This window comes from Gordonia pseudamarae (genome assembly GCF_025273675.1).
Taxonomy (GTDB): Bacteria; Actinomycetota; Actinomycetes; order Mycobacteriales; family Mycobacteriaceae; genus Gordonia; species Gordonia pseudamarae.
The window spans coordinates 2,692,479-2,715,417 of record NZ_CP045809.1; the positions used below are offsets into that span (position 1 = coordinate 2,692,479).

A 22,939-nucleotide genomic window follows, 5' to 3' on the forward strand; every position below is an offset into this window, starting at 1 on the left:
CGACGCCGGGCGCGGCGTACGACATGCGAGGTGTCGGGCGGTTTCCCGCAGCTCACCGTGCCATGATGTTCTCCGTGACTTTCAGGGGCAGTGGATCCATCGAAACCGACAACGTCTCCGGCGGCGGCGGCGGTCGCGGCGGCAAGATCGCACTCGGCGGCGGTGCCGGCCTGTTGGTGACCATCGTGGCGTTGCTGTTCGGGCTCAATCCGGGCGACATCATGGGTGGCGGCGACAGCGGCAATGACACCGCGGCGGTGTCCGAGATCGATCAGCATCTGAACACCTGCACCATCGAGAAGGCCAACACCGACACCATATGCCGGATCAAATACACCACGATCAGCCTCGACCGGGTCTGGTCCGACCTGATGCAGGGTTACACCGAGCCGAAGACCGTCATCTTCTCCGACGCGGTCGACACCGGCTGCGGTGCGGCGTCGTCGTCGACGGGCCCGTTCTACTGCCCGGCGGACAAGACGGCCTACTTCGATCCCACGTTCTTCGACACCCTGGTGCGGATGGGCGGCAGCGACGGCCCGCTGTCGCAGATGTACGTGGTGGCCCACGAGTACGGGCATCATGTGCAGAACCTCACCGGTGCCTTGCAGAAGGGCAACCAGATGGGTTCACACGGCGCCACGTCCGGTTCGGTGCGCATCGAGCTGCAGGCGGACTGCTACGCGGGCGTATGGGCCTACCACGCCGACAAGGGCGAGGACGCCATGCTGGAGCCGCTGACCTCCGACCAGATCGCCACGGCCATCCAGACCGCGCGTGCGATCGGCGACGACACCATCCAGGGTTCCAACTCCAACCCGGAGGGCTGGACGCACGGTTCGGCGAAGCAGCGTGTGAAGTGGTTCAGCACCGGTTACAAGAGCGGCGACCCCGGCTCATGTGACACTTTCTCGGCCACCGACCTCGGCTGACCGGTCCGGTAGCAGGAGTTCACCGTCAGGGTGCTTAGGCTTGACTAAGTTCACCCGCCTTTATACCGTTCACCCAGTCAGTGAAGTCTCGACGGTGAACAAGGGAGCTGTGATGCGGCGGATGGTGCGTGTGGTGACGGTAGGCGTGTTCGCGATGCTCCTGTCGGTGGGGCTGGTCTCGCCGGCCTCGGCCGACGTGTCGATCCGCAGCGGCAAGGTGGCCGACCTCTACGTACGGTCCGCCCAGCCCTCCATCGCCGAGATGGAACGTCAGTACGCGGCCTTCTGGAACCCGAACCTGCCGATCAATCCGAAGTTCGAGGTCAGCGTCAACGGCAACAATCCGACGGTGCAGAAGAATCTGCGCAATGTGATGGCGACGAGCCGCACCTACGACTTCTTCTCCATCCAGGGGCGCGTGGTGGGCAAGCCCGTGGTCAACGGCAACCGGATGACCATCCGCGGCAACGGCGTCATGGCCGGGTTCCCCGCCCAGTCGTTCACCTACTACTACGTCCGCCAGGGCGGTCTGTGGAAGTTCGACTGGAAGGCCAACTGCAAGGCATCCGGCTGCAACGGCGTCACGAGCTGGGGCTACTGAACCCCGCACCGGGCGCGCCGGTGATCCCCCGTGACCGGGGGATCGCGGTGTCGGGAGTGTCCAAAAGGTTCGGCGACACCGTGGTCGTCGACGATGTGACCCTCGGTGCCGACGCCGGCTCGCTCACCTACCTGCTCGGACCCAACGGCGCCGGCAAGACGACGGTCCTGCGGATGATCGCCGGGCTGACCGCCCCGGACGCGGGGACCATCACCGTCGAAGGTCGTAGTCTGCGCGCGATCCCGCAGCTGGGACGCGCCATCGGATTCGGTCTCAATCCGTTCGCGCACCACCCCAAACACACCGCCCGACGGCACCTGAAGTGGCAGGCACGGTTGGCCGGGGTTCCCGCCGACGAGGCCGACCGGGTACTCGAGCTGGTCGGCCTGGCACCGGTCGCGGGACGCCTGACGGGCAGGTTCTCGTACGGGATGTTGCAGCGTCTCGGCATCGCCACCGCATTACTGGGCGATCCGCGGTCGGTGGTCCTGGACGAGCCGGCCAACGGCCTCGACGTCGAGGGCACACTGTGGCTGCGTGAACTGTTCGCCACGCTCACCGGGCAGGGTAAAACACTGCTGGTGGCCTCACACAGCCTGTCGGAGGTCGAGATCACCGCGCACCGCATCATCATCATGGGCAAGGGCCGGGTGCTCACCGATGCGAGCCGCGACGATGTCCTCGCACTCGGTTCCGGACCGCGCCGGTTGGAATCGGCGTATCTGGAGATCACCCGCACCAGCGTCGACTACGTCGCGGGCGGATCAGCCCGATGACCCATCGCCGCGCCGACGACGACCGGCCCGCCGACCCGGTGCCCGTCACGCCTTCGGTGCCCAATACTCATTCGGTGCCCAGTACTCATTCGGTGCCCGTCACCCACCCGACGGACCCATCCGACCGGGCGGGTGTCGCGACGTTCCTGGCCCGGTCGGTGCGCGCCGAACTCGCCAAACTCAGTGTCCGCAGCCCCCTGTGGTACGCCGTCATCCCGTTGGCGGTACTCATCCCCGCGGTGCTCAACTTCGGCATCGCCAAGGCCGCCCAGCTCAGCAAGATCGATGGCAGCGGCGGTATGGACACCAACAACGCCGCCTACTGGATCCTCGTGTTCTCCACGTTCATCCTGATGACCGGCGCGGTCAACTCGTTCTGCGCCGAGTTCCGTGACGGCACCGCCGAGATCGCGTTCGCCGTCCAGCCGCGCCGGTGGTTGCTGCCGGTGGCCAAGCTCATCGTGTTCGGCGCCATCGCGGGCGTGACCGCGATGGTCACCACCTTCGGCATCATGTGGGGATACCACCGGCTTTTCCCCGACGTGTGGGGCCGGGTCGACGTGTTCTCCTACGACGGGGTGCGGTTGTGGCTGGGCACCCCGCTGCTGACCGTGCTCGTCATCGCGCTCGGCATCGGCCTGTCGGCGCTGCTGCCCCGTCCCGGACTCGTGGTGATGCTGATCCTGCTGTGGAAGTTCGGGGTGGAGAAGTTCGTCGAGTTCCTGCAAGGTGACTTCGGGATTCTGTTGCAGCGGTGGTCGCCGTTCCGCAACGCCGAGATCGGTGCCGGACAGATGGTCACCTTCGACAGCCCGTTCGGCGGCGCACTCGGTTCGATGCTGTATTTCGGGGCGATCTCCATCGGGTTCTTCGTCATCGGCATGATCCGCCTGTCGCGGGCGGACCTGCGCGGCGGCAACTGACGGCACACCCCCGGACACTGCATATCGCTACTACCGTTCTGCTTACAGTATTGTGATCAGCGGCTACGCTGGCGCCATGTCATTGGCGATCACCGACGAACACCGAAACCTGGCCGAGACGGCCCGGGCCTTCCTCGCCTCGGCACAGGCACGCGCCGAAGCCCGCGCCCTGCTCGACGCTCCCGCCGAAGCGATACCGTCGTTCTGGCCCCGGCTGGCCGAATTGGGTTGGCTCGGAATCCATCTCGACGAGCAGTTCGGCGGAGCCGGACTGGGTCTGGCCGAGTTGGCGGTGATCGTCGCCGAGTCGGGATACGACGCCGCGCCCGGTCCCCTGCTGCCGACCGTCACCGTCTCGGCGGTCATCGCGGCCGTCGGTGGCCACGCCCACCGTGCCGCGCTCCTGCCCGCCTTCGCCGACGGCACGGCTATCGGCGGTATCGGCCTGAACGCGACACTCGATACCGCCGATCACGCCTCCGGCGATGCGGGTGTGGTGCTGGGCGCGGCCCTGGCCACCCACATCATGGTGGTCTCCGGCGATGACGTCGTTCTGGTCGACACCACCGCCGGTGGTCTGACCATCGACGCACCACAGAACTTCGATCCGACGCGACGTTCGGCCCGGGTCCGGCTCACCGATGTGCCCGGTTCGGCGATCACCGTCTTCCCCGGCGCCGCCCCCACCGCGCTGGCCATCGCCCGCACCCTGGCGTCGGCCGATGCCGTCGGCGGCGCCACCCGTTGCACGGACGACGCGGTGGCGTACGCCAAGATCCGCACCCAGTTCGGCCGCGTCATCGGCACGTTCGGACCGGTGAAGCATCACTGCGCGGACATGTTCACCGCCGCGCAGCTGGCCGCGGCCGCGGTATGGGATGCGGCCCGCGCCGCGGACGAGGACCGGCAGCAGTTCGGGTTGGCGGCCGCCGCGGCCGCCGCCCTGGCTCCGCAGGCGTTCATCGGCAACGCCCAGCGTTGCATCCAGATCCACGGCGGGATCGGATTCACCTGGGAACACGACGCCCATCTGCTCCTGCGCCGGGCGTCGGCGGTGGCGGCATTCGTCTCCCCCGCGGCCGCCGCCGAGGATGTCACCGGTCTCGCCGAGGCCGGGGTGTCCCGGCACGCGCAACTCGATCTGCCCGCCGAGGCCGCGCCGATCCGCGCCGAGATCGCCGAACTGGTCGACCGGATCGCGGCCGCACCGCCGGCCGAGCGCCGCGGACTGCTCGTCGACACGGGGCTGGCGACGCCGCATTGGCCGAGGCCGTGGGGCCGAGCGGCCGGGCCGATCGAACAACTCGTCATCGACGAGGAGATGGCCCGCGCCAATGTCCGCAAGGTTCAGCTGTCGATCACCGGATGGGTTGTGCTGTCGGTGATCTCACACGGCACACCCGGGCAGATCGACCGCTGGGTGCGGCCCGCGCTGCACGGCGAGACCATCTGGTGCCAACTGTTCAGTGAGCCCGAGGCCGGTTCGGATGCGGCGTCGGTACGCACCAGGGCGGTCCGCTCGGACGGCGGCTGGGTGGTGAACGGGCAGAAGATCTGGACCAGCGACGCGCACAAGGCCGCATTCGGTCTGGCCACGATCCGCACCGATCCCGACGCCCCGAAACATGCCGGGATCACCACCATGGTCATCGATCTGACCGCACCCGGGGTCACGATCGTTCCGCTACGCGATGCGGGCGGCACCACCCTGTTCAACGAGGTCTACTTCGATGACGTCTTCGTCCCCGACTCCGATGTCGTCGGCCCGGTCAACGAAGGTTGGCGGGTGGCCCGGTCCACGCTCGGCAACGAGCGGGTGACGATCGGCGGCGACGGTCTGACCGCCACGGTCGATCCGGTGCAGGCCTGGCGTGATCGTACGGTCGAGATCGATGGCGCCCGTCGGCGCACCGGTGAGCTGATCGCCCAGAAGCAGGCGTTGCGGGCGATGAATCTGCGCCGTGCGCAGCGGGCGGTGATCGGCGGCGAACCCGGCCCGGAGGGCAATGTGACCAAGCTACTCACCGCCGAACACGGCCAGCGCACAGTCGATCTGGCGATGGAACTGCTGGGACCGGATGCGGCGCCGGCCGACGGACCGGCCGCGCTCGCGTCGATGATGTATGTGTACGCCCGCCAGAACACCATCGCCGGCGGGACCTCGGAGATCTCCCGCAATCAGATCGGCGAACGCATCCTGGGCCTGCCCCGCGACCCCCTGCTGCGTTAATTCGCGCCGGCGGTGGTCGCGGCCCGGGTGAACCGGAATACCACGGTGTTGAGTCCGCACGGCAGCGGCTCGATCGCGGCCACCCGCAGCACCCGGCGCCTGGCGTCGTAGTCCACGCCCTCCGATTCCCAGTCGCCGGCGCAGGCGCTGCGGCCACGCAGCGGGAGGGTGAGTTCGGTCGTCAGTCGGGCCGGGGTGACCGCCCCGCCCAGCGGTGCCGTCAGGTCGACGGCGTGCAGGGTCTTCACCGCGTGGTCGTCGTCGATGCACAGCAACCTGCGTTCGGTGACGAAGTCACACGACTGGATATCGCCGACGACCCGGTCGAACCGGATCTGCCCGATGTACCGGATCGTCGAACCGTCCGGCCGCCCCACGGGATTGGCGAACACCAGCAACCGGCGCTGCTGACCGAACTCGCCGGACACCACGTATGTGCCCGACGGGGAGACGGTGGCGAAGGAGTTGTTGCCCTTCTCCCCCGCACGCACCCGGTGAAAGTAGGAACGCGCGCGTCCCGCGGAATCGGTCACCACATACAGTTTGCGGCCCGCCGCCAGGTTCTCGTAGGCGTCGTAGGTATGCCCGTCGTGGATGTCGTGGTCGCCGATGTGCGACCAGCCCGCGAGCGCGAGGTCCGGGCGGATCGAGGTGTACCCGCGAACGGTGAGCCGTCCCGACGCCGTGGTGGCCAGGCCCTGGTTGGTGTCGATGCTGGGATGGTTCGAGGTTCCCGCCGACCGCCAGCCGGTGTCCGCCTGCGCCGCCGGTGCGATGCTCGCCGCGATCGCCGCGAGGACAACGGCGACGAGCCCGGCCGGCGTCGTCCTGATCTTCCGGTTGCGATGCCAGGGCTTCGGTCGCGATGTCATGGTCATGCACTCTAATGGTCCCGTCACCGTCAGCGGGCCCACCGTCGGCGGTGGGCGTGCGCCGATAGGGCCACCGCCGGTTGTCCGGCGGTGGCCCTCACCTCGTACGGCGCGGCGTTCGCCGGGGCATGTCGCACGCCCTGGTCCGCCATCCCTACCGGTGGTCGCGGTGGTCGTCGAGGCTGCGCGCCATGGACGCTATCGCGCGTAGTCGTAGAATCCGCGGCCGCTCTTGCGGCCCAGGTAGCCGGCGTCGACCATGCGGCGCAGCAGCGGCGGGGGCGCGTAGTGCGATTCGCGGAATTCGTCGAACAGCGATTCGGAGACGTCGAGCACGATGTCGAGACCAACGGTGTCGCACAGGGCGAGCGGACCCTGCGGGTGCGCGCAACCGTTGACCATTCCGGTGTCGATGTCCTCCTTGGTGGCGTAGCCGCTCTCGTACATGCGGATGGCGCTCACCAGGTACGGGATGAGCAGGGCGTTGACGACGAAACCGCCGCGGTCACCTGCCTGGATCGGCTTCTTGCCGAGGTTGTCGCGGACGTAGTCGGTCACCGTCTGCGCGGCCTCGGGTGCGGTGGCGAGGCTGGAGATGATCTCCACCAGCGGCATCACCGGGACCGGGTTGAAGAAGTGCACGCCCACCACGCGGGACGGGTCGGCCACCTCCTTGGACACCCGGATGATCGGGATCGAGGAGGTGTTGGTGGCCAGGATCGTCTCTTTCGGGGTGACCCGATCGAGGTCGGCGAAGAACGACACCTTGAGGTTCTCGATCTCCGGGAGCGCCTCGATGACCAGTTCGCGGTCACCGAAGTCGTCGACGGTCGTGGTGGTGGTCAGCCGGGCCAGGGCGGCGTCGGCGTCCTCTTCGCTCAGCTTGCCCCGCTTGACGCCGCGGGCCAGGGATGCGGCGATCCGCGCGCGGGCCGCGTCGGCGGTGTCCTGATCACGCTCGAGGATCAGGACCTGGTCACCGGACCGGGCCGCGACCTCGGCGATACCGGCGCCCATCGTGCCACCGCCGACCACACCTAGCTGCGTCATATGGCTGTTCTCCAATCTCTCCAGGATGCGAGCCGAGGCCGGGTGCCGTCGACCTCACTATCACCGGGGTCGATGATAGTGAGGCCCGGCGGCCGGGACACAGGTGAGGCTCAGCCCAGGTCGGCGAGGTCGCCGTGCGGCCCGGGGTTGACGCGGGTGCCGTGCGGATACCGGATCAACGTCTCGTCGGCGAAAACGCTGATCGGATAGCCGATTCCGTCGCCGAAGGCGACGCACACCAGGTATCTCAGGGCGTGGTCGGGCTCGGCCCGGCCGGTGGGCATGATGACCGGGACACTGACCCCGGACACCCGGACCCGCTCGTCGGGGTGGTCGGCCCGTCCGACGATGTCCCCCGGCCTCAGATCCGCGGGTCCGACGGCCCGCCCGGTACTTGCCTCAACGGACTCGACTTCTACCATGCTGTGACCCTAACAACTCCGGTCCGGGCGCCGACAGAGCCGCACGGCCTCACAGCGCCGACGGTCCGGCGCGGTCGTCGCCGGGCGCGGTGAGAGCGGGTATCGGCGCGATGAGTTCGCCGGGGATCGTCCCGTCGGGGCCCCACTCGCCGAACCACGCCCGTATGTTCGGGTTGACCGGCCACGACCGCCCGCCGCCCGCGCACATCCTGTCCACGGCCGGCCGGGCGACCAGGACACCTCTGGCTCGCCCGTCCAGCGGGTCGCGGTTGCCCTCCTCGCCGGGCTGGACGGGATCGACCATCGGCGCCAGGTTCCGCCAACCGTTCCGGTACCGCCTCAGCGGCCGTGACGGCAGGCGTCCGTCGAATGCCGCCGCGCACCGGCTGAACAGGTTCGCCACCCGGTAGAAGACGGTCAGCGAATCGTGGGGCACCTCCGCCAGCGTGCACAGGTGGGGCACGATCCGCTCGCTGTCGAAGTGCAGGCCGTCGTTCTTGCTCGCCTCGGTGACCATCCACGCCAGCGACCGGTCACCGAGTGCGCAGTTCTCGTATCCGCCGCCGACGTCGGTGTGGACGCCGTCGAACCACAACTGGACCACGTCGGGCCGCGGTCCGCCCGTGACGTCGGGGACCGCCCACAGGCACGGCGCGAAGGCCCGCCGGCGTTCGGCGAGGGCCAGCGCCTGCCGGGCCACCAGTACCTGCGGGCTCAGCCGCACATCGTGGAAGCGGTACCGGCGCCGGGTGGGTCCGGGTGCCCCCAGCGCGCCGACCGTGTCGAACACCCCCAGGAAGGCGATCGGCACCACCGGATGGCAGGACCGCCTGAACGCCGCCGCATCCTCGGCCCACCCCGGCCTGCCCGAGTAGGCGGGGACGAAACCGACCCTGGGCCGAGGGCGTTCCCGGTACAGCCTCAGCGCCTGCGGCAGTGCGCCGGAGGCGACCCCGTCCGGGGTCAGCAAACCGATGCGATCGATCAGCCCGACCAGGCTGCGGGCGGTGTAGGCGCCGCGGCTGAACCCGAATACGTACACCTTGTCGCCGTGTTCGTAATTGAGCGCCAGGAAGCGGTAGGCGTCGACGATGGCCGAGTCCAGACCTATCCCGAACGCGCCACCCACCAGGCGTTCGATCCGGCCGCCGCCGGTGCCCACCCCGGCCCGGTAGTAGACGATCTGAGGTCGGCCGTGTCTGTCGTTCGGGGCCACCGACCGGGCGATCTTCTCGATGTTGGACACGTCGACGTCGTCGGCGCGTTTCCATGTACCGTCACAGCACACCACCAGCGTTTTCATCGCCGCTCCCTTCCACTGAACCCCAAGGTAGGGGCATGTGGGTGGCAGGTCGCGAGTAGTGCGCTACCCGTTCGGCGGAACCCGGTGGCGGCGGCTACCGGGTACCGTCGGTGAGCAACGCCGCCAGCGCCGCCCGGTCACCCACGTCGAGCTTGGTGCACGCCCGATAGATGTGTCCTTCGACGGTCCGCACCGACACCACGAGCCGGTCGGCGATCTCACGATTGGTCAGGCCCGCCGCGACGAGGTTGGCGATCTCGCGTTCGCGCGAGGTCAGCGGCAGCGGGTTGGCCGACTCCACCGTCGCCGGGGTGTGCAGGCCACCGCACAGCGCCGACAACCGCGTGGCCGTCGCCGCGGACAGCGCGACCGCCGGCCGGTCACCGGCCCGGTCGTGAACGGTCGCGGCCGCCGCCGCCGAGTCGGCCGCCGACAGCATCGCACCGAGATTCTCGAAGTCGGCGGCGCACCGGTCCAGGCCCGCCGCGTCACCGTCGACGACGGCCCGCGCGTGCCCGGCGTACACCTGCACCATGCGTCCGTCGAGTTGCGCGGCGAGTTCGGCCAGACGCTCGGGGATCTGCCCGTCGGTGGCGCCGAAGCGGGCAGCCGCGTGCAGTGCTTCGGCCTCAATCGCGAACTGGCCGCTCGCCGATGCCGCGGCGGCCGTGCTCCGGGCGTGCGCGATCGCCCTCGACACCATGCCCGCGGACGCGTACTGCCACGCCTGTGCGATCTCCAGCTGGTGCGCGAACACCTGCACCGCGGGGCCGGCACATTCGCGGGCGGCGGCCAGGACCCCGGCGGCACCGCCGGAATCACCGAGGGCCGAATAAGATTGGGCCAGCAGGATTCTGGCGGGAAACACCCACGACAGCGCATCCTGGTCGGCGAGGGCGGCCATCGTCTGCTCGATCCGCTCGGCGGCCGCCGGGAACCGGCCGCGGGCCACCTCGACGGCGGCCATGTGCGTGCCCGACAGCGCCCACGCCAGATACTGACCGGCGGAGGAGAATTCGACGTACTGATCGGCCGCCGACTGCGCGGCGGCCAATTGGCCGGTCAGCGTCAGCGCCAGGATTTCGCCGAATCCGGCCGGGAACCGCAGCACGCCGTCGGTGCTCTTCTCCGCGCTGCGGCCGCGCCGGGCGATGGCGGCGACCTCGTCACCGCGTCCGGCGAGGGCCCGCGCCAGACCGCCACCGAAGACCGCCCACTCGGTGGCCCACGGCAACGGCGTCACGGCGTCGAGGACCTTGTTCGACAGTTCGATCGCGCCGGTGATGTCGCCGGTGAACAGTGCGCAGGCCGAGGCTATCCCGTCGACGATCTGGATCAGCGACGGGTTGTCGATGCGATCGCGGACGAGGTCGAGGACCTCCCGCGCCGCGGCGACGTCGCCGATACCCCAGAACAGATTGCCGATCCGCTGCAGGCCCCAGATGAGCAGTTCACCGTCGTCGAGCGCGGCGGGGTCCACATCGGCGAGTACGGCGTCGGATTCGGCGTTGAGACCTTTCCACATCAGGGCCCGCGCGAGCAGACCGGCCGCGGCCACGCCCGCCCCGGCGCCGACCGCCGCACGCGCGAACTGCTCGCCCACCTCCACGTCGGCGAGCATCAGTGAGTCCCTGGCCGCGTCGGCGAACAGCGCGGGCTCGGCGTCGGCGTCGCTGTCCAGGGCCAGTCCGGCGAGCCGGATCCGGTCGGAGGCCGTGCGAAGGGGCCGGGTGCGCAGCGCGTCGACCAGCTTGCCGCGCAGTCGCCGCGACGAGGCGAAGCCCAGTCTCTTGCGGATCACCTCCCCGAACAGGGGGTGCGCGTAGCGGACGGTGAGGGTCCGGCCGTCCCGGCCGATCCGGATCAGGCCGGCGTCCTCGGCGTTCTCCACCGCCGGCTCACCCGCCAGTTCCACAAGGACGTCCAGATCGATCGGCTCGCACAGGGTCAGCAATTGCAGGGCGTGTGCGACGTCGTCGTCGAGTTGGTCGATCCGGCTCTCCAGCAGCGAGGCCAGCTCGGAGGTGATGGTGGCCCGCCCGCGCAACTGCCAGACATTGTTGACCTCGCGCAGTGTGCCCGACTCGACGGCGCCCTGCACCAGGTGCCGCAGGAACAGAGCATTACCGCCGGAGGCGTCCCACATGAGGTCGGCCGAGAGTCCTTCGAGCCGTCCGCCGAGCACCCGTTCGATCAGTTCGACGCTCTGTTCCTTGCTGAACGGCGCGAGCGCCACCCGTACGACGTGGTCGTCCTTCCACAGCGAGGTGATGGCGTCGGGAACCGATTCGCCGCTGCGCACGGTGGCGATGATGTGCACCGCCCTGTCGATGGCCAGCTGATGCAGCAGGGTCGCGGAGAGTTCGTCGAGCAGATGGGCGTCGTCGACACCGATGACCGGATGGCCGTCGGCGAGCAGGGATTCGCGCGCCGCGGCGAGATAGGTGACCGGATCGCTGGAGGTGGCGGGCCCGACGAGATGGGCGAACACCCCGAGCGGGATGCTGCGCGCGGAGACGGTGCCTGCCACCCACCGCACGCTCAGGTCCATGCCCTCGGCGGCATGGCGCGCCAGCGTCGTCTTTCCCACCCCGGCATCCCCGGTCAGCACCACCCCGCAGTGGCCCGAACGCTCCCCCAGCGCGGACCGGATCCGCGCGAACTCCAGTTCACGCTCGATCATCGGCCAGTTTTTCCCCATGGTGTCAATGTAGTCCGGCTCTCCCGGCCGCTCTACAGCAATGACTACAGCCACGACCGGCGGAAACAGTTGCGGCAAAGATTAATCAGCCGACCTATGGGAGATGTGACCCAAACCGGGCGAAACCCGGCACCGGCGCGGCGGCGGGTGCGAGAATGACCGGCATAGTGACCCACAGCACAGGCAAACCTAACTTTTTTGGATTGATTCCAGAAAACTCGTGACAAACCGCGACGCGGCCCCTACCGTAGGAGAGGTGAGTGACGAATCCACCTTCATGGACCAGATCCGTGGCAGCGGACTTCGGGTCACACGGCCCCGGGTCGCGGTCCTCGAAGCCGTTCACTCGCATCCGCATGCCGACACCGACACCATCGTCGGCGCGGTGCGCTCCACGCTGCCGGATGTCTCCACCCAGGCCGTCTACGACGTACTGCGCGCCCTGACCACCGCTCGGCTGATCCGCCGGATCCAGCCGTCCGGCCTGGTCTCGCGGTACGAGGCCCGGATCAACGACAACCATCATCACGTGGTGTGCAGACAGTGCGGGACGATCGGCGACGTCGATTGCGCAATCGGCGAATCTCCGTGTCTCACACCGTCGAACAACCAAGGCTTCGTCGTAGACGAGGCCGAGGTGATCTATTGGGGCCTGTGCCCCGACTGCTCGGCCGCTCAGCCCGAAACAGCCTGACCCGCGTTTACCAGCCCCTAGCCCCACACACAGCCGTCATCATAAGGACCGCCCCACTCCACCCTCACCGCCCTATTCGCAATTCCAACTGAATACCACTGCGGCACAGCTACTTCCGCAGCACAACCGTAGATCGACACCTGTCAGCGCACCGGAGACATACGTCCGGCGGGCAGTCGATTCACCCCATTTTTCTCGGTCGAACAATTTCTCGGTCGAACACCGAAAGGAACCGCATCTCATGAGCGAGACAACCGATGCCCCGCAAACCGGCGGATGCCCGGTGGCACACGGCACTATCGCACCCCCCACCGAAGGCGGCGGCAACCGCGATTGGTGGCCCAACCTGCTCAATCTGAAGCTGCTGGCACACAACCCCGATGTGGGCAATCCCCTCGGCGGTGACTTCGACTACGACAAGGCGTTGGAAAGCCTTGACGTAGAGGCCCTTACAGCCGATATGAAGGCCCTGCTGACCGATTCGCAGGAGTGGTGGCCGGCCGACTTCGGCAATTACGGCCCCCTGTTCATCCGCATGTCCTGGCATGCGGCGGGCACCTACCGCGTCTCCGACGGCCGCGGCGGCACCGGCGCCGGGATGCAGCGCTTCGCACCGCTGAACAGCTGGCCGGACAACGTCGGCCTCGACAAGGCGCGCCGCCTGCTGTGGCCGATCAAGAAGAAGTACGGCAACGCGCTCTCGTGGGCCGACCTGCTGGCGTTCGCCGGCAACGTCGCCCTCGATGCGATGGGCTTCAAGACCTTCGGTTTCGCCTTCGGCCGCAAGGACGAATGGGAACCCGAAGAGGTGTACTGGGGCCCGGAGGCCGAATGGCTCGGCGGCGACAAGCGCTACAGCGGCGAGCGTGACCTCGCCAACCCGCTCGCGGCCGTGCAGATGGGCCTGATCTACGTCAATCCCGAAGGCCCCAACGGCAATCCCGATCCGCTCGCCTCGGCCATCGACATCCGCGATACCTTCGGCCGGATGGCGATGAACGACGAGGAGACCGCCGCGCTGATCGTCGGCGGCCACACCTTCGGCAAGACCCACGGCAAGGGCGACGGCAACAAGGTCGGCGCCGAACCCGAGGCCGCCCCGCTCGAACAGCAGGGCCTGGGCTGGGCCAGCTCGGTGGGCACCGGCATCGGCCCCGACGCGATGGGCAGCGGCCTGGAGGTCATCTGGACCCACACGCCCACCAAGTGGGACAACAGCTTCCTGGAGATCCTCTACGGCAACGAGTGGGAACTGTTCCACAGCCCCGCCGGTGCGCAGCAGTGGCGGCCCAAGAACAACGGCTGGGCCAACTCGGTGCCCGAGGCCTTCGGCACCGGCAAGACCCATCCGTCGATGCTGACCTCCGACCTGGCGCTGCGCTACGACCCGATCTACGAGAAGATCACCCGCCGCTGGCTCGATCATCCCGACGAACTGGCCGACACGTTCGCCCGCGCCTGGTTCAAGCTGATCCACCGTGACATGGGACCTGTCGCCCTCTACCGTGGGCCGCTGGTGCCGGATGAGGAACTGCTGTGGCAGGACCCGATTCCGGCCGAGACCGCCTCCACCATCACCGACGCCGACGTGCAGACCCTCAAGGGTCAGCTCGCCGAGTCCGGTCTGACCGTGGCGCAGCTGGTGTCCACCGCATGGGCGGCGTCGTCGTCGTTCCGTGGCAGTGACAAGCGCGGCGGCGCCAACGGTGGCCGGATCCGTCTGCAGCCGCAGGCCGGCTGGGAGATCAACGAGCCCGACGCCCTCGCCCAGGTCATCGCCAAGCTGGAGGAGATCCAGGCGGCGTTCAACGCGGCCGGCGGCAACACCGTCTCGTTCGCCGATCTGGTGGTGCTCGGCGGCAATGTGGGTGTCGAGCAGGCCGCGAAGGCCGCCGGTCGCGCCGTCAGCGTGCCGTTCACCCCGGGACGCGGCGACACCACACAGGAACTGACCGACGTCGAGTCGTTCGCCTACCTCGAACCGCGTGCCGACGGCTTCCGCAACTACCAGGGCAAGGCGTCGGAGGTGCCGGCCGAGTACGAACTGCTCGACAAGGCGAATCTGCTGACGCTGTCGGCCCCGGAGATGACCGTCCTCATCGGTGGCCTGCGTGTGCTCGGCGCCAACTACGGCGACTCGGCACTGGGTGTGCTCACCGACCGGCCGGGAACCCTCACCAATGACTTCTTCGTGAACCTGCTCGACATGGGCACCGCGTGGAAGGCATCGGCCGACGACGACGGCACCTACGTGGGCACCGACCGTGCCAGCGGTGTCGCCAAGTGGACGGGCACCCGTGCGGACCTGATCTTCGGTGCCAACTCGCAGTTGCGCGCGCTCGCCGAGGTGTACGCCCAGGACGACGCCGCGGGCAAGTTCGTCGACGACTTCGTGGCCGCCTGGACCAAGGTCTCCAACCTGGACCGCTTCGACATCTGACACACCCCCACGCGACGAGCCCCGAAACCCCACAGGACACAACGTCCCACCGGGTTTCGGGGCTCGCGCCTCACCCCCACCCCCACGCCGGTTGAGGTGCGAGGAGCGCAAGCGACAAGCCTCGAAACCCCTCGACCACCAGGTTTCGAGGCTCGCAAGCTCATACCTCAACCAACAAGATGGGCCGCACTTCGCACCTCAAGCCGCTCTTCACGCGAACTGCCAGGCGGCGGCCGCGGCGACGGCACCGGTGGCGTTGAGTGCCCAGTGCAGTGCTATGGGTGCGATCAGGCTTGTCGAGCGGTGCCGCAGCCAACTCAGTATCAGCCCGGCCACCGCTGTGGCCACGACGGCGCCGACAACCCCGGCGATCTGGCCGAATGTCCCACTGCCGAGGACCTCGGTGAAGCCCTTGTTGCCGTCGGTCAGTCCCCACGACGACGCGATGTGCCAGAGTCCGAACGCGAATGCGCCCACGAACACCGCCGCGCGTACTCCGAACAGGTGGGTGAGCCTGCCGTGCAGGACGCTGCGGAAGGCGAGTTCTTCGGGGAGCACCGTGTGCAGGGGTATCGCGATTCCGGCGGCGAACAGCGCGGGCAACACGGCGTTGTACTTTTCGGACAGGAAGAACTGCCGCAGGGCCGGTATCGCGATGACCGCGCCCACCACGATGACGACCACCCCGATCGCGGCGGCGGCGTACGGCAGGGACGGCCGGATCTGGGAGCGGGCGAGGCCGAGGTCGGCCCAGCCGAGGCCCGATGCCCGGGCCATCACCACCAGGACGACCGCCGCGACGGGCACGGCGGCGTAGGTCACTGCTGTCGGCAGGTACTCGGAGCCGAAGGCGACCATGAGGTTGGCGGTCACGAGTACCGCGATCGTCGCCAAAATCCACATCGCCGAGTTGAGCCGCGACCGCTCCATCATGTCCTCCTGATCACCCGCCGGCCCCTGTGCCGACCTCGGGTTCAACTCCCGGCGACATCGGAAAGTTCCGTGATCGTGATAGCGGCGTGTCCGATCCACTTATCCCGACCTTCGGGTATGACGGCGATCACACTTTTCATCGGGCGGTTCGGCCCGGCCGTGGCTATGCTGGTGCCTTCCCACCCCACACAACCCGTTCCACGGGGGGCAAGGAGAAGGCGACATGACCACCGGCCACATCCGGCTCACTTCGCACAGCGGAGGCGCCGACGCCCCCCGGATTCATTGGGGCGCAACAACAGCCGCCGAACGCGGGCCGGTCGTCGGAACTACCGTCACGCGCGGGCACCGTAACGTGATCGGCACCCACAGCGGCTCCTACAGTGTGTATCGGGCGCTGGCGGTGGCGGCCGGGGCGCTCTCGCGCGATCACCGCGCCGATCTGACCAACACCTCCCCCACCGACCACATCGGACCGTACCCGCAGTGGGCCGATCCGAACGCGATAGTGAGCATCGATCCGTGGGGTGCCACGATCGCCGAGGTGTTCTCGGGATACCTGGAGCGGGGCTTCGACATCCGTCCGACGATCGCGGTCACCAAAGCACACGTGATCCTGCCCGAGATCACCGAGGCCATCGCCCGTGGCAGGCTGACCCCGGACGGTGTGACGCTGTTCGACGGCGGCGCGGCCGTGGTCACCAAGGTGGCGGTGGAACCGGTGTGGTGGCTGCCCGGTGTGGCCGCCCGATTCGGGTGCGGTGAAGGGGAATTGCGCCGGGTGTTGTTCGAGGAGACCGGCGGCATGTATCCGGAGTTGGTCACCCGGTCGGATGTGGAGGTGTTTCTGCCGCCGATCGGCGGACAGACCGTCTATATCTTCGGCGATGCACGCGATCTGGCCGACCCGGAGGTCGAGCTGACCGCCCGCGTGCACGACGAATGCAATGGTTCGGATGTGTTCGGATCCGATATCTGTACGTGCCGGCCGTATCTGACGCACGCGATCGAGGAGTGCATTCTGGGCGCGCAGCGCGGCGGCGTCGGCCTGGTGGCCTACTCGCGCAAGGAGGGCCGGGCGCTCGGCGAGGTGACCAAGTTCCTGGTGTACAACGCCCGCAAGCGCCAGGAGGGCGGCGACACCGCCGACCAATATTTCGCTCGCACCGAATGTGTTGCCGGAGTGCAGGATATGCGGTTCCAGGAACTGATGCCCGACGTACTTCATTGGCTCGGTATCCGCAAGATCCACCGGCTGGTGTCGATGAGCAACATGAAGTACGACGCCATCACCGGTTCGGGTATCGAGGTGGGTGAGCGGGTGAACATTCCCGACGAGCTGGTGCCGGCCGATGCCCGGGTGGAGATCGACGCCAAGATGGCGGCCGGCTACTTCACGCCGGGCCCGGTGCCCGATGCGGCGGCGCTCAAGCAGGTCCGCGGCCGGGGGCTGGGCTGATGACACGGGCCGCGGGTGCGGTCGATGCCGCCGGTGTCGCGGCCGCACTGCGCAGCACCGCCACGATCCGCGAACGCGCCGGTCTGCTGCTCGAGCGTGCGCGGGCGGGCCGCTCGCGGTGGTTCCTCGTCGACGACGCGGCGATCGCCGTCGCCGCCCACGAGGTGGCCGAGTTGACCCGTTCGAGGTTCCCGGATCTGCGTATCCCCTATCACAGTAGGTGGCGGCACTTCGAGGCCGGCGGGCTCGATCGGGCCGCCGCACTGACGGCGCGTCTGTCGGGTGTCGACGCGCGCGAGCGGGCCCGCACATTCATCGATCTGACGGTGGTCAGCGTGTTGCTCGACGCCGGTGCGGGTCCGGACTGGTCGTATCGGGAATCGTCGCCCGATGGTGACCGCGTGTATACCCGCTCGGAAGGTCTGGGGGTGGCCAGCTGGCACGCCTTTGTCGCCGGGACGTTCTCCGGTGATCCTGATATCCCGTTGCGCGTCGACGCCGCCGGGCTGCGGGCGCTCACCGCGCGGCGGCTGGCCGAGGTCTTCCAGGTCTCCGACGGCAACCGGTTGGTCGGCCTCGACGGCAGGCTCGACATCCTGCACCGGCTGGGCGATGTGCTGGCCGCCGATCCGGTGACGTTCACCGCCGACGGGCGTCCGGGCGGTCTGCTCGAGGTCTTCACCGGCGCCGCCCCGGTGGCCGCCGAGACGATCCTCGGCGCGGTCCTCGATCACCTCACCCCCATCTGGCCATCGGCCGACACCTTTGTCGACGAGTCCGGCGACGTGGTGGCGCTCGGTGACTGCTGGCCGCACCCCGCCCTCGGCGACTGTTCGCCCGCACCCGGCCGGATGCCGTTCCACAAACTGTCGCAGTGGCTCACCTATTCGCTGATCGAACCGCTGGAGCTGAGCGGTTTCCCGGTCTCCGGTCTCGACGGTCTCACCGGTCTGCCCGAGTACCGCAATGGCGGGCTTCTCCTGGACACCGGTGTGCTCACGCTGCGCGATCCGGGGTTCGCCGAACGCCGGTGGCAGGTGGGCGACGAACTCGTCGTCGAGTGGCGGGCGCTGACCATCGCACTGCTCGACGAGATCGCCGTGGCGGTGCGCGCCGAGCTCGGGGTGGACGCCGACGTGCTGCCGTTGGCGCGGGTTCTCGAAGGCGGCACCTGGGCCGCCGGCCGGGTCACCGCCGCGCGCCTGCGCGGCGGTCTGCCGCCGCTCACCATCGCCAGCAACGGCACCGTCTTCTAGAGGCAGGAGCACATCGTGGAACAACTGACCGTCATCGATCATCCGCTGATCGAGCACAAGCTGACGCTGATGCGGCAGAAGCAGACCTCGACCAACGATTTCCGGCGGCTGCTCACCGAGATCTCCACGTTGATGGCGTATGAGGTGCTGCGCGACATCCCGATGCACGAGATCAGCATCGAGACGCCGATGGAGAAGACCACCGGCCGGGTGATCGACGGCAAGAAGGTGGTGATCGCGGCGGTGTTGCGCGCCGGTTCGCAGATCGCCGACGGCATGTTGACCGTGGTGCCGGGCGCCCGCATCGGCCACATCGGCCTCTACCGCGACCCGAAGACGCAGGTGGTGGTGGAGTACTACTTCAAGATGCCCGGGGACCTCGATGAACGCGATGTGGTGGTGACCGATCCGTTGCTGGCCACCGGCCATTCTGCGGTGGCGGCGGTCGACCGGCTCAAGGAGTACTCGCCCAGGTCGATCAAGTTCGTCTGTCTGGTCGCCAGCCCGGAGGGCCTGAAGATCTTCACCGAGGCGCACCCGGATGTGGCGATCTACACCGCCGCCGTCGACCGCGAACTCAACACCGACGGCTACATCCTTCCCGGAATCGGGGATGCCGCCGACCGGGTCTTCGGTACCGACTGAACCGCACGGCAGCGACCGGGCCGCACGGCAACGCCACGGTCCCCTCCCGGCCGGTGCCGCATCGGCCGTAGGGAACAATGGCCGCCTATGGCAGCCCGCATCGTCGACACCATGGACCGACATCAGGTACCGATCTACATCGTCGCCATCATCGTGGGTGCGCTGGCCGGACTGGCCGTCCCGGACACCACCGGGTCGCTTTCCTCGGTGATGAACCCGGCGCTGGCCGCACTCCTGTTCGTCACGTTCCTGCAGGTGCCGATCGCCTCGCTGGCCGAGGCGGCCCGCGACACCCGATTTCTCTCGGCCTTGCTGGTCGTCAATTTCGTGGTGGTGCCGCTGCTGGTGGCGGCTCTGCTGCCCCTGCTGCCCGGTGACGACGCGGTGCGGATCGGTGTGCTGCTGGTGTTGCTGTGCCCATGCGTGGACTATGTGGTCGTGTTCACCGGCCTGGCCGGTGGTGACGCGGCGAGGCTGGTGGCCGCCACCCCGCTGCTGTTGCTGGCTCAGATGGCGCTGCTGCCGTTGTATCTGCGGCTGTTCATGGACGACGCCATCGGTGACATCCTGGATGTGCGCCCGTTCGTCGAGGCGTTCGTGGTCATCATCGTGGTGCCGTTGCTGCTCGCGTGGCTGACGCAGTGGCTGGTGCGAGCCGACCTGCGCCGCCCCACCCCACGTGGCCTGCGGCGGCTTCCGGATACGGCCGCCGCGACGATGGTGCCGTTGATGGTGCTGGTGCTGGTGGTGGTGACCGCCTCGCAGGTGCCGCATATCGACGGCCGGGCGGGTGATGTGGCGCGGGTGGTCCCGGTGTACATCGCGTTCCTGGCCGCCATGATCGTGCTCGGCGCCGCGCTGGCACGGCTCTGGCGCCTTCCGCCGCCGCGCGCCCGCGCGGTCGCCTTCTCGGCCGCCACCCGCAACTCGCTGGTGGTGATGCCGCTGGCACTGGCCCTGCCCGACGGCATGGAGATCGCCGCGGCGGTGATCGTCGCCCAGACTCTGGTGGAGGTGGTCGGCATGGCGATCTGCGTGCGTGCGGTGCCCGCACTCGTCAAGGATTGACCACTCACCCGGCCCCGCGGCGGTTCTACAGTGGCCCGGTGGGCAGCTGTCGGCGCACCAGTTTGCCCGTGGGGTTGCGTGGCAGATCGTCGACGAACACCACGTCGCGGGGAACCTTGTAGCGGGCCAGGTGCGTCTTGACGTGCGCCTTGATGTCCTCGGGGGTGGGTTCTGCGTGATCGGCACGAACGACGAAGGCGCGTAGTCGGGTTCCGAACTCGTCGTCGGGTACCCCGATGACGGCGACGTCGTCGACCGCCGGGTGTTCGGCGAGCAGGTTCTCCACTTCGAGTGGGTACACGTTCTCGCCGCCGGAGACGATCATGTCGTCGTCGCGGCCCTCGATGAACAGCAGCCCGTCGGTGTCGAAGCGCCCCATGTCGCCGGTCGACATGTAGCCGTCGATGATCGCTTTGTTACGGCCGTCGGTGTAGCCCTCGAACGGAACGCCGTTCTTGACGAACAACCGTCCCCGCACGTTGGTCGCCGTGATCCGCTTGTCGTCGGCGTCATAGAGCCGAAGTCGACTGGAGATCGGTGCACGGCCGACGGTTCCGGGTGCCGCGCGCAACTCTGCCGGCTGAGCGATGGACGCGATCGCGACCTCGGTGGAGCCGTACAGGTTGTACAGCACGTCCCCGAAGGTGTCCTGGATGGCCTCCGACAGCGCGGGCGACAGCGCGGACCCGGCGATGACGATCACCTTGAGTGCCGACAGGTCGTACTTTCCGAGCACGTCGGGACCGAGCGCCACCATGCGGTGAAGCATCGTCGGCACCGCCACCAGCATCTCGACCCGTTCCGCCGACAGCGCGGCGACAGTCTGCTCGGCGTCGAATCGGCGGCGCAGCACGATCCGGTTGCCGAGTGCCAGGTTGACCCCGCACGTGGCAAATCCGGTGGCGTGGAACAGCGGGGAGGCGATCATCGAGGTTCCCTTGCGCGGGAACGGGATCCGATCGAGCAGGAGCACGCTGGCGAACGGCGACATCGCCCCGCGGCGGGCCCCTTTGGGCAGGCCGGTGGTGCCGCTGGTGAGGATCACCATCCCAGCCGCCGAATCCGGCTCGGCCGGTGCGGTGGGGTCGCCGGTCTCCGCGATCTCATCCAGGGTGGGGATCCCCTGCGGCGCCTGACCGTCCAGCCAGGTGAGGATGCGCGGCAGATGCGTGGGCAGCGCGGCGGCCAGTTCGCCGAACTCCTCGTCGTACAGGATGGCGCCGACCTTTTCACGCTCGGCGACCTCGGCGAACTGGGTGATGCCGAAGCCGGTGTTCATCATCACCAGCCGCAACCCGGCCTTGCCGGCCGCCGCCATGGTGATGAGCAGACCACGGTGGTCACGGGCGATCACCGCGATCACCGAGCCACGCGCGAGGCCCATGCCCAGCAAGGTGTTTGCCAGGGCATTCGATTGCCGGTCGAGATCGCCGTAGGTGATGGTGCCGTGTTCGTCGGTGACGCACGGGTCGTCGGCGAACTTCTCGCCGCCGTTGACGGTGAGCGCGGCGATCGGCCCGAGCCGCTCACCGCGTTTGGCCGCCAGCACCACGTGCTGCGGCCTGCTCAGTTCGACGAGCCCGTGGTCGCGGAGTACCCGCACCAGGCCGACGACATCGCTCACCGATTCACGAAGATCGCCCAACGAAACCATGCACACTCCCCATTTCTCGACCGCCCGGTCCGTGACCGCGAGGCACCTTGTCGGGAGACAGCCTAGCGACAATTCGGGGCGTTGGGAACATTTTTCGAATTTTGTTCCAATGGGGCGGCGACCGCGCTCACGTCAGGCGTGTGGCACGTCCGCCGAGAGCCCCCCGTCCATCACGAACTCGGAGCCGGTGGCGTACGAGGACTCGTCACTGGCCAGGAACACCACGAACGTGGAAACCTCGTCGGCTTCGGCCGAGCGCCCCATCGGCACCTTGACCATCCCCTCCGGAATCCCTTCGGTCATCGGCGTCTTGATCAGGCCGGGGTGGATGGAGTTGACGCGCACGTTGTGCGGCGCGAGTTCGAGGGCCGCCGACTTGGCCAGGCCGCGCACACCCCATTTGGAGGCCACGTAGCCGTGCGCCCACGGGCTGCCGCGCAGCCCCTCCACCGACGAGACGTTGATGATGGAGCCGCCACCGGCGTCGATCATCGGCTGCGCGACGCTACGGATGCCGAGAAAGGTTCCGGTGAGATTGACGTCGATGATCTGCCGCCATTTCTCCACCTTGAAGTTCTGAATGGCGGCGCCGTTGACGATGCCCGCGTTGTTCACCAACACGTTGACGGTGCCGAACTCGTCGATGGCGGTGGCCACGGCGGCTTCCCAGTCCTCCACCGAGGTCACGTCGAGGTGCACATACCTCGCCGAGGCGCCGATCTCGTCGGCGAGCGCCTTGCCCTCATCGTCGAGGATGTCCCCGATCACCACTGTGCCGCCTTCGGCGACGAGTGCGCGTGCGTGCGCCGCTCCCATCCCTCGCGCACCGCCGGTGATGATCGCAACTTTGTTGTCTACTCGTCCCATGGCGAGCAACAGTACCGCCTCACCACCAGAATTAGAACAAGTTCTAGCGAACTTCACGGCGGCGTGCTGTACTGATATGGACACCAGTCCGGACATATGTTCATTTACCTGCG

General features: G+C 68.2%; 19 protein-coding genes. 11 read left to right on the plus strand and 8 right to left on the minus strand.

All coding sequences use genetic code 11. The annotated features are described in order from the left end of the window. Positions 1 to 74 precede the first annotated feature (74 nt). The 5 genes from ypfJ (at position 75) to GII31_RS11925 (ending at position 5,462) form a co-directional block, all read left to right on the plus strand. Positions 75 to 932 carry a KPN_02809 family neutral zinc metallopeptidase gene (gene ypfJ / locus GII31_RS11905; RefSeq protein WP_213243309.1) on the plus strand — a complete coding sequence of 286 codons (858 nt, stop codon included), beginning with the start codon at positions 75 to 77 and terminating at the stop codon, positions 930 to 932. Between the two features lie 94 nt (positions 933 to 1,026). Beyond that, complete coding sequence (locus GII31_RS11910; protein ID WP_246221836.1) at positions 1,027 to 1,533, plus strand: hypothetical protein; 507 nt, start codon at positions 1,027 to 1,029, stop codon at positions 1,531 to 1,533. After that, a complete protein-coding gene (locus GII31_RS11915; protein WP_246221837.1) occupies positions 1,464 to 2,309 on the plus strand; it encodes an ABC transporter ATP-binding protein in 846 nt (281 codons plus the stop codon). Before GII31_RS11910 ends, GII31_RS11915 begins: the two co-directional genes overlap by 70 nt. Continuing rightward, on the plus strand, positions 2,306 to 3,232 hold the full coding sequence (locus GII31_RS11920; RefSeq protein WP_213243310.1) for an ABC transporter permease: 927 nt from the start codon (positions 2,306 to 2,308) through the stop codon (positions 3,230 to 3,232). The genes GII31_RS11915 and GII31_RS11920 overlap by 4 nt, the downstream gene beginning before the upstream one ends. Before the next feature lie 76 nt (positions 3,233 to 3,308). After that, positions 3,309 to 5,462, plus strand: coding sequence for an acyl-CoA dehydrogenase (locus GII31_RS11925; RefSeq protein ID WP_260839954.1), 2,154 nt, complete (start codon positions 3,309 to 3,311; stop codon positions 5,460 to 5,462). Here GII31_RS11925 and GII31_RS11930 read toward each other — a convergent pair. The 5 genes from GII31_RS11930 to GII31_RS11950 all read right to left on the minus strand — a co-directional run bounded on the left by GII31_RS11930 (position 5,459) and on the right by GII31_RS11950 (position 11,810). After that, entirely contained in the window at positions 5,459 to 6,334 is an 876-nt protein-coding gene (locus GII31_RS11930; protein WP_213243314.1) for a hypothetical protein, read from the minus strand. The genes GII31_RS11925 and GII31_RS11930 overlap by 4 nt on opposite strands. Positions 6,335 to 6,532: 198 nt before the next feature. Then, the gene (locus GII31_RS11935) at positions 6,533 to 7,384 is read right to left on the minus strand and encodes a 3-hydroxybutyryl-CoA dehydrogenase (protein ID WP_213243315.1); all 852 of its coding nucleotides are present in this window, start codon (positions 7,382 to 7,384) and stop codon (positions 6,533 to 6,535) included. Positions 7,385 to 7,494: 110 nt separating this feature from the next. Beyond that, entirely contained in the window at positions 7,495 to 7,806 is a 312-nt protein-coding gene (locus tag GII31_RS11940; RefSeq protein ID WP_213243317.1) for a hypothetical protein, read from the minus strand. Positions 7,807 to 7,855: 49 nt separating this feature from the next. Beyond that, the gene (locus tag GII31_RS11945) at positions 7,856 to 9,109 is read right to left on the minus strand and encodes a DUF2235 domain-containing protein (protein WP_213243319.1); all 1,254 of its coding nucleotides are present in this window, start codon (positions 9,107 to 9,109) and stop codon (positions 7,856 to 7,858) included. Between the two features lie 94 nt (positions 9,110 to 9,203). Continuing rightward, positions 9,204 to 11,810: a helix-turn-helix transcriptional regulator gene (locus GII31_RS11950; RefSeq protein WP_213243321.1), complete on the minus strand. Its 2,607-nt coding sequence runs from the start codon at positions 11,808 to 11,810 to the stop codon at positions 9,204 to 9,206. 277 nt (positions 11,811 to 12,087) lie between these two features. On the opposite strand from GII31_RS11950, the gene GII31_RS11955 reads away from it, so the two are divergent. Both GII31_RS11955 and katG read left to right on the plus strand, forming a co-directional pair. Further along, a complete protein-coding gene (locus GII31_RS11955; RefSeq protein WP_213250231.1) occupies positions 12,088 to 12,504 on the plus strand; it encodes a Fur family transcriptional regulator in 417 nt (138 codons plus the stop codon). 241 nt (positions 12,505 to 12,745) lie between these two features. Next, positions 12,746 to 14,944 carry a catalase/peroxidase HPI gene (gene katG, locus GII31_RS11960; RefSeq protein ID WP_213243323.1) on the plus strand — a complete coding sequence of 733 codons (2,199 nt, stop codon included), beginning with the start codon at positions 12,746 to 12,748 and terminating at the stop codon, positions 14,942 to 14,944. A 210-nt stretch (positions 14,945 to 15,154) separates the two neighbouring features. Here katG and GII31_RS11965 read toward each other — a convergent pair whose 3' ends face one another. Further along, positions 15,155 to 15,877, minus strand: coding sequence for a CPBP family intramembrane glutamic endopeptidase (locus tag GII31_RS11965; RefSeq protein WP_246221838.1), 723 nt, complete (start codon positions 15,875 to 15,877; stop codon positions 15,155 to 15,157). Between the two features lie 223 nt (positions 15,878 to 16,100). Between GII31_RS11965 and GII31_RS11970 the strand changes: the two genes are divergently transcribed. The 4 genes from GII31_RS11970 (at position 16,101) to GII31_RS11985 (ending at position 20,305) form a co-directional block, all read left to right on the plus strand. After that, positions 16,101 to 17,336, plus strand: coding sequence for a GTP cyclohydrolase II (locus GII31_RS11970; RefSeq protein ID WP_213243324.1), 1,236 nt, complete (start codon positions 16,101 to 16,103; stop codon positions 17,334 to 17,336). Then, positions 17,336 to 18,592: a URC4/urg3 family protein gene (locus tag GII31_RS11975; RefSeq protein WP_213243326.1), complete on the plus strand. Its 1,257-nt coding sequence runs from the start codon at positions 17,336 to 17,338 to the stop codon at positions 18,590 to 18,592. Before GII31_RS11970 ends, GII31_RS11975 begins: the two co-directional genes overlap by 1 nt. A 15-nt stretch (positions 18,593 to 18,607) precedes the next feature. Continuing rightward, positions 18,608 to 19,237 (plus strand): uracil phosphoribosyltransferase, encoded by a 630-nt coding sequence (upp, locus tag GII31_RS11980; RefSeq protein WP_213243328.1) that lies wholly within the window; start codon positions 18,608 to 18,610, stop codon positions 19,235 to 19,237. Between the two features lie 87 nt (positions 19,238 to 19,324). Beyond that, positions 19,325 to 20,305 carry an arsenic resistance protein gene (locus GII31_RS11985; protein ID WP_213243330.1) on the plus strand — a complete coding sequence of 327 codons (981 nt, stop codon included), beginning with the start codon at positions 19,325 to 19,327 and terminating at the stop codon, positions 20,303 to 20,305. Between the two features lie 25 nt (positions 20,306 to 20,330). Here the strand turns inward: GII31_RS11985 and GII31_RS11990 are convergent, their stop codons facing one another. Further along, positions 20,331 to 21,959 carry an AMP-binding protein gene (locus GII31_RS11990; RefSeq protein WP_213243332.1) on the minus strand — a complete coding sequence of 543 codons (1,629 nt, stop codon included), beginning with the start codon at positions 21,957 to 21,959 and terminating at the stop codon, positions 20,331 to 20,333. A gap of 132 nt (positions 21,960 to 22,091) precedes the next feature. After that, on the minus strand, positions 22,092 to 22,826 hold the full coding sequence (locus GII31_RS11995; RefSeq protein WP_213243333.1) for a glucose 1-dehydrogenase: 735 nt from the start codon (positions 22,824 to 22,826) through the stop codon (positions 22,092 to 22,094). Between the last annotated feature and the right edge of the window lie 113 nt (positions 22,827 to 22,939).

Coding starts and splice junctions, on each gene's coding strand:
- GII31_RS11995 (WP_213243333.1), bottom strand. CDS start 22,826: ATGGGACGAGTAGACAACAAAGTTGCGATCATCACCGGCGGTGCGCGA.
- GII31_RS11965 (WP_246221838.1), bottom strand. CDS start 15,877: ATGATGGAGCGGTCGCGGCTCAACTCGGCGATGTGGATTTTGGCGACG.
- GII31_RS11940 (WP_213243317.1), bottom strand. CDS start 7,806: ATGGTAGAAGTCGAGTCCGTTGAGGCAAGTACCGGGCGGGCCGTCGGA.
- GII31_RS11925 (WP_260839954.1), top strand. CDS start 3,309: ATGTCATTGGCGATCACCGACGAACACCGAAACCTGGCCGAGACGGCC.
- GII31_RS11930 (WP_213243314.1), bottom strand. CDS start 6,334: ATGACATCGCGACCGAAGCCCTGGCATCGCAACCGGAAGATCAGGACG.
- GII31_RS11990 (WP_213243332.1), bottom strand. CDS start 21,959: ATGGTTTCGTTGGGCGATCTTCGTGAATCGGTGAGCGATGTCGTCGGC.
- katG (WP_213243323.1), top strand. CDS start 12,746: ATGAGCGAGACAACCGATGCCCCGCAAACCGGCGGATGCCCGGTGGCA.
- GII31_RS11955 (WP_213250231.1), top strand. CDS start 12,088: ATGGACCAGATCCGTGGCAGCGGACTTCGGGTCACACGGCCCCGGGTC.
- GII31_RS11975 (WP_213243326.1), top strand. CDS start 17,336: ATGACACGGGCCGCGGGTGCGGTCGATGCCGCCGGTGTCGCGGCCGCA.
- GII31_RS11920 (WP_213243310.1), top strand. CDS start 2,306: ATGACCCATCGCCGCGCCGACGACGACCGGCCCGCCGACCCGGTGCCC.
- GII31_RS11985 (WP_213243330.1), top strand. CDS start 19,325: ATGGCAGCCCGCATCGTCGACACCATGGACCGACATCAGGTACCGATC.
- GII31_RS11935 (WP_213243315.1), bottom strand. CDS start 7,384: ATGACGCAGCTAGGTGTGGTCGGCGGTGGCACGATGGGCGCCGGTATC.
- GII31_RS11945 (WP_213243319.1), bottom strand. CDS start 9,109: ATGAAAACGCTGGTGGTGTGCTGTGACGGTACATGGAAACGCGCCGAC.
- GII31_RS11970 (WP_213243324.1), top strand. CDS start 16,101: ATGACCACCGGCCACATCCGGCTCACTTCGCACAGCGGAGGCGCCGAC.
- GII31_RS11950 (WP_213243321.1), bottom strand. CDS start 11,810: ATGGGGAAAAACTGGCCGATGATCGAGCGTGAACTGGAGTTCGCGCGG.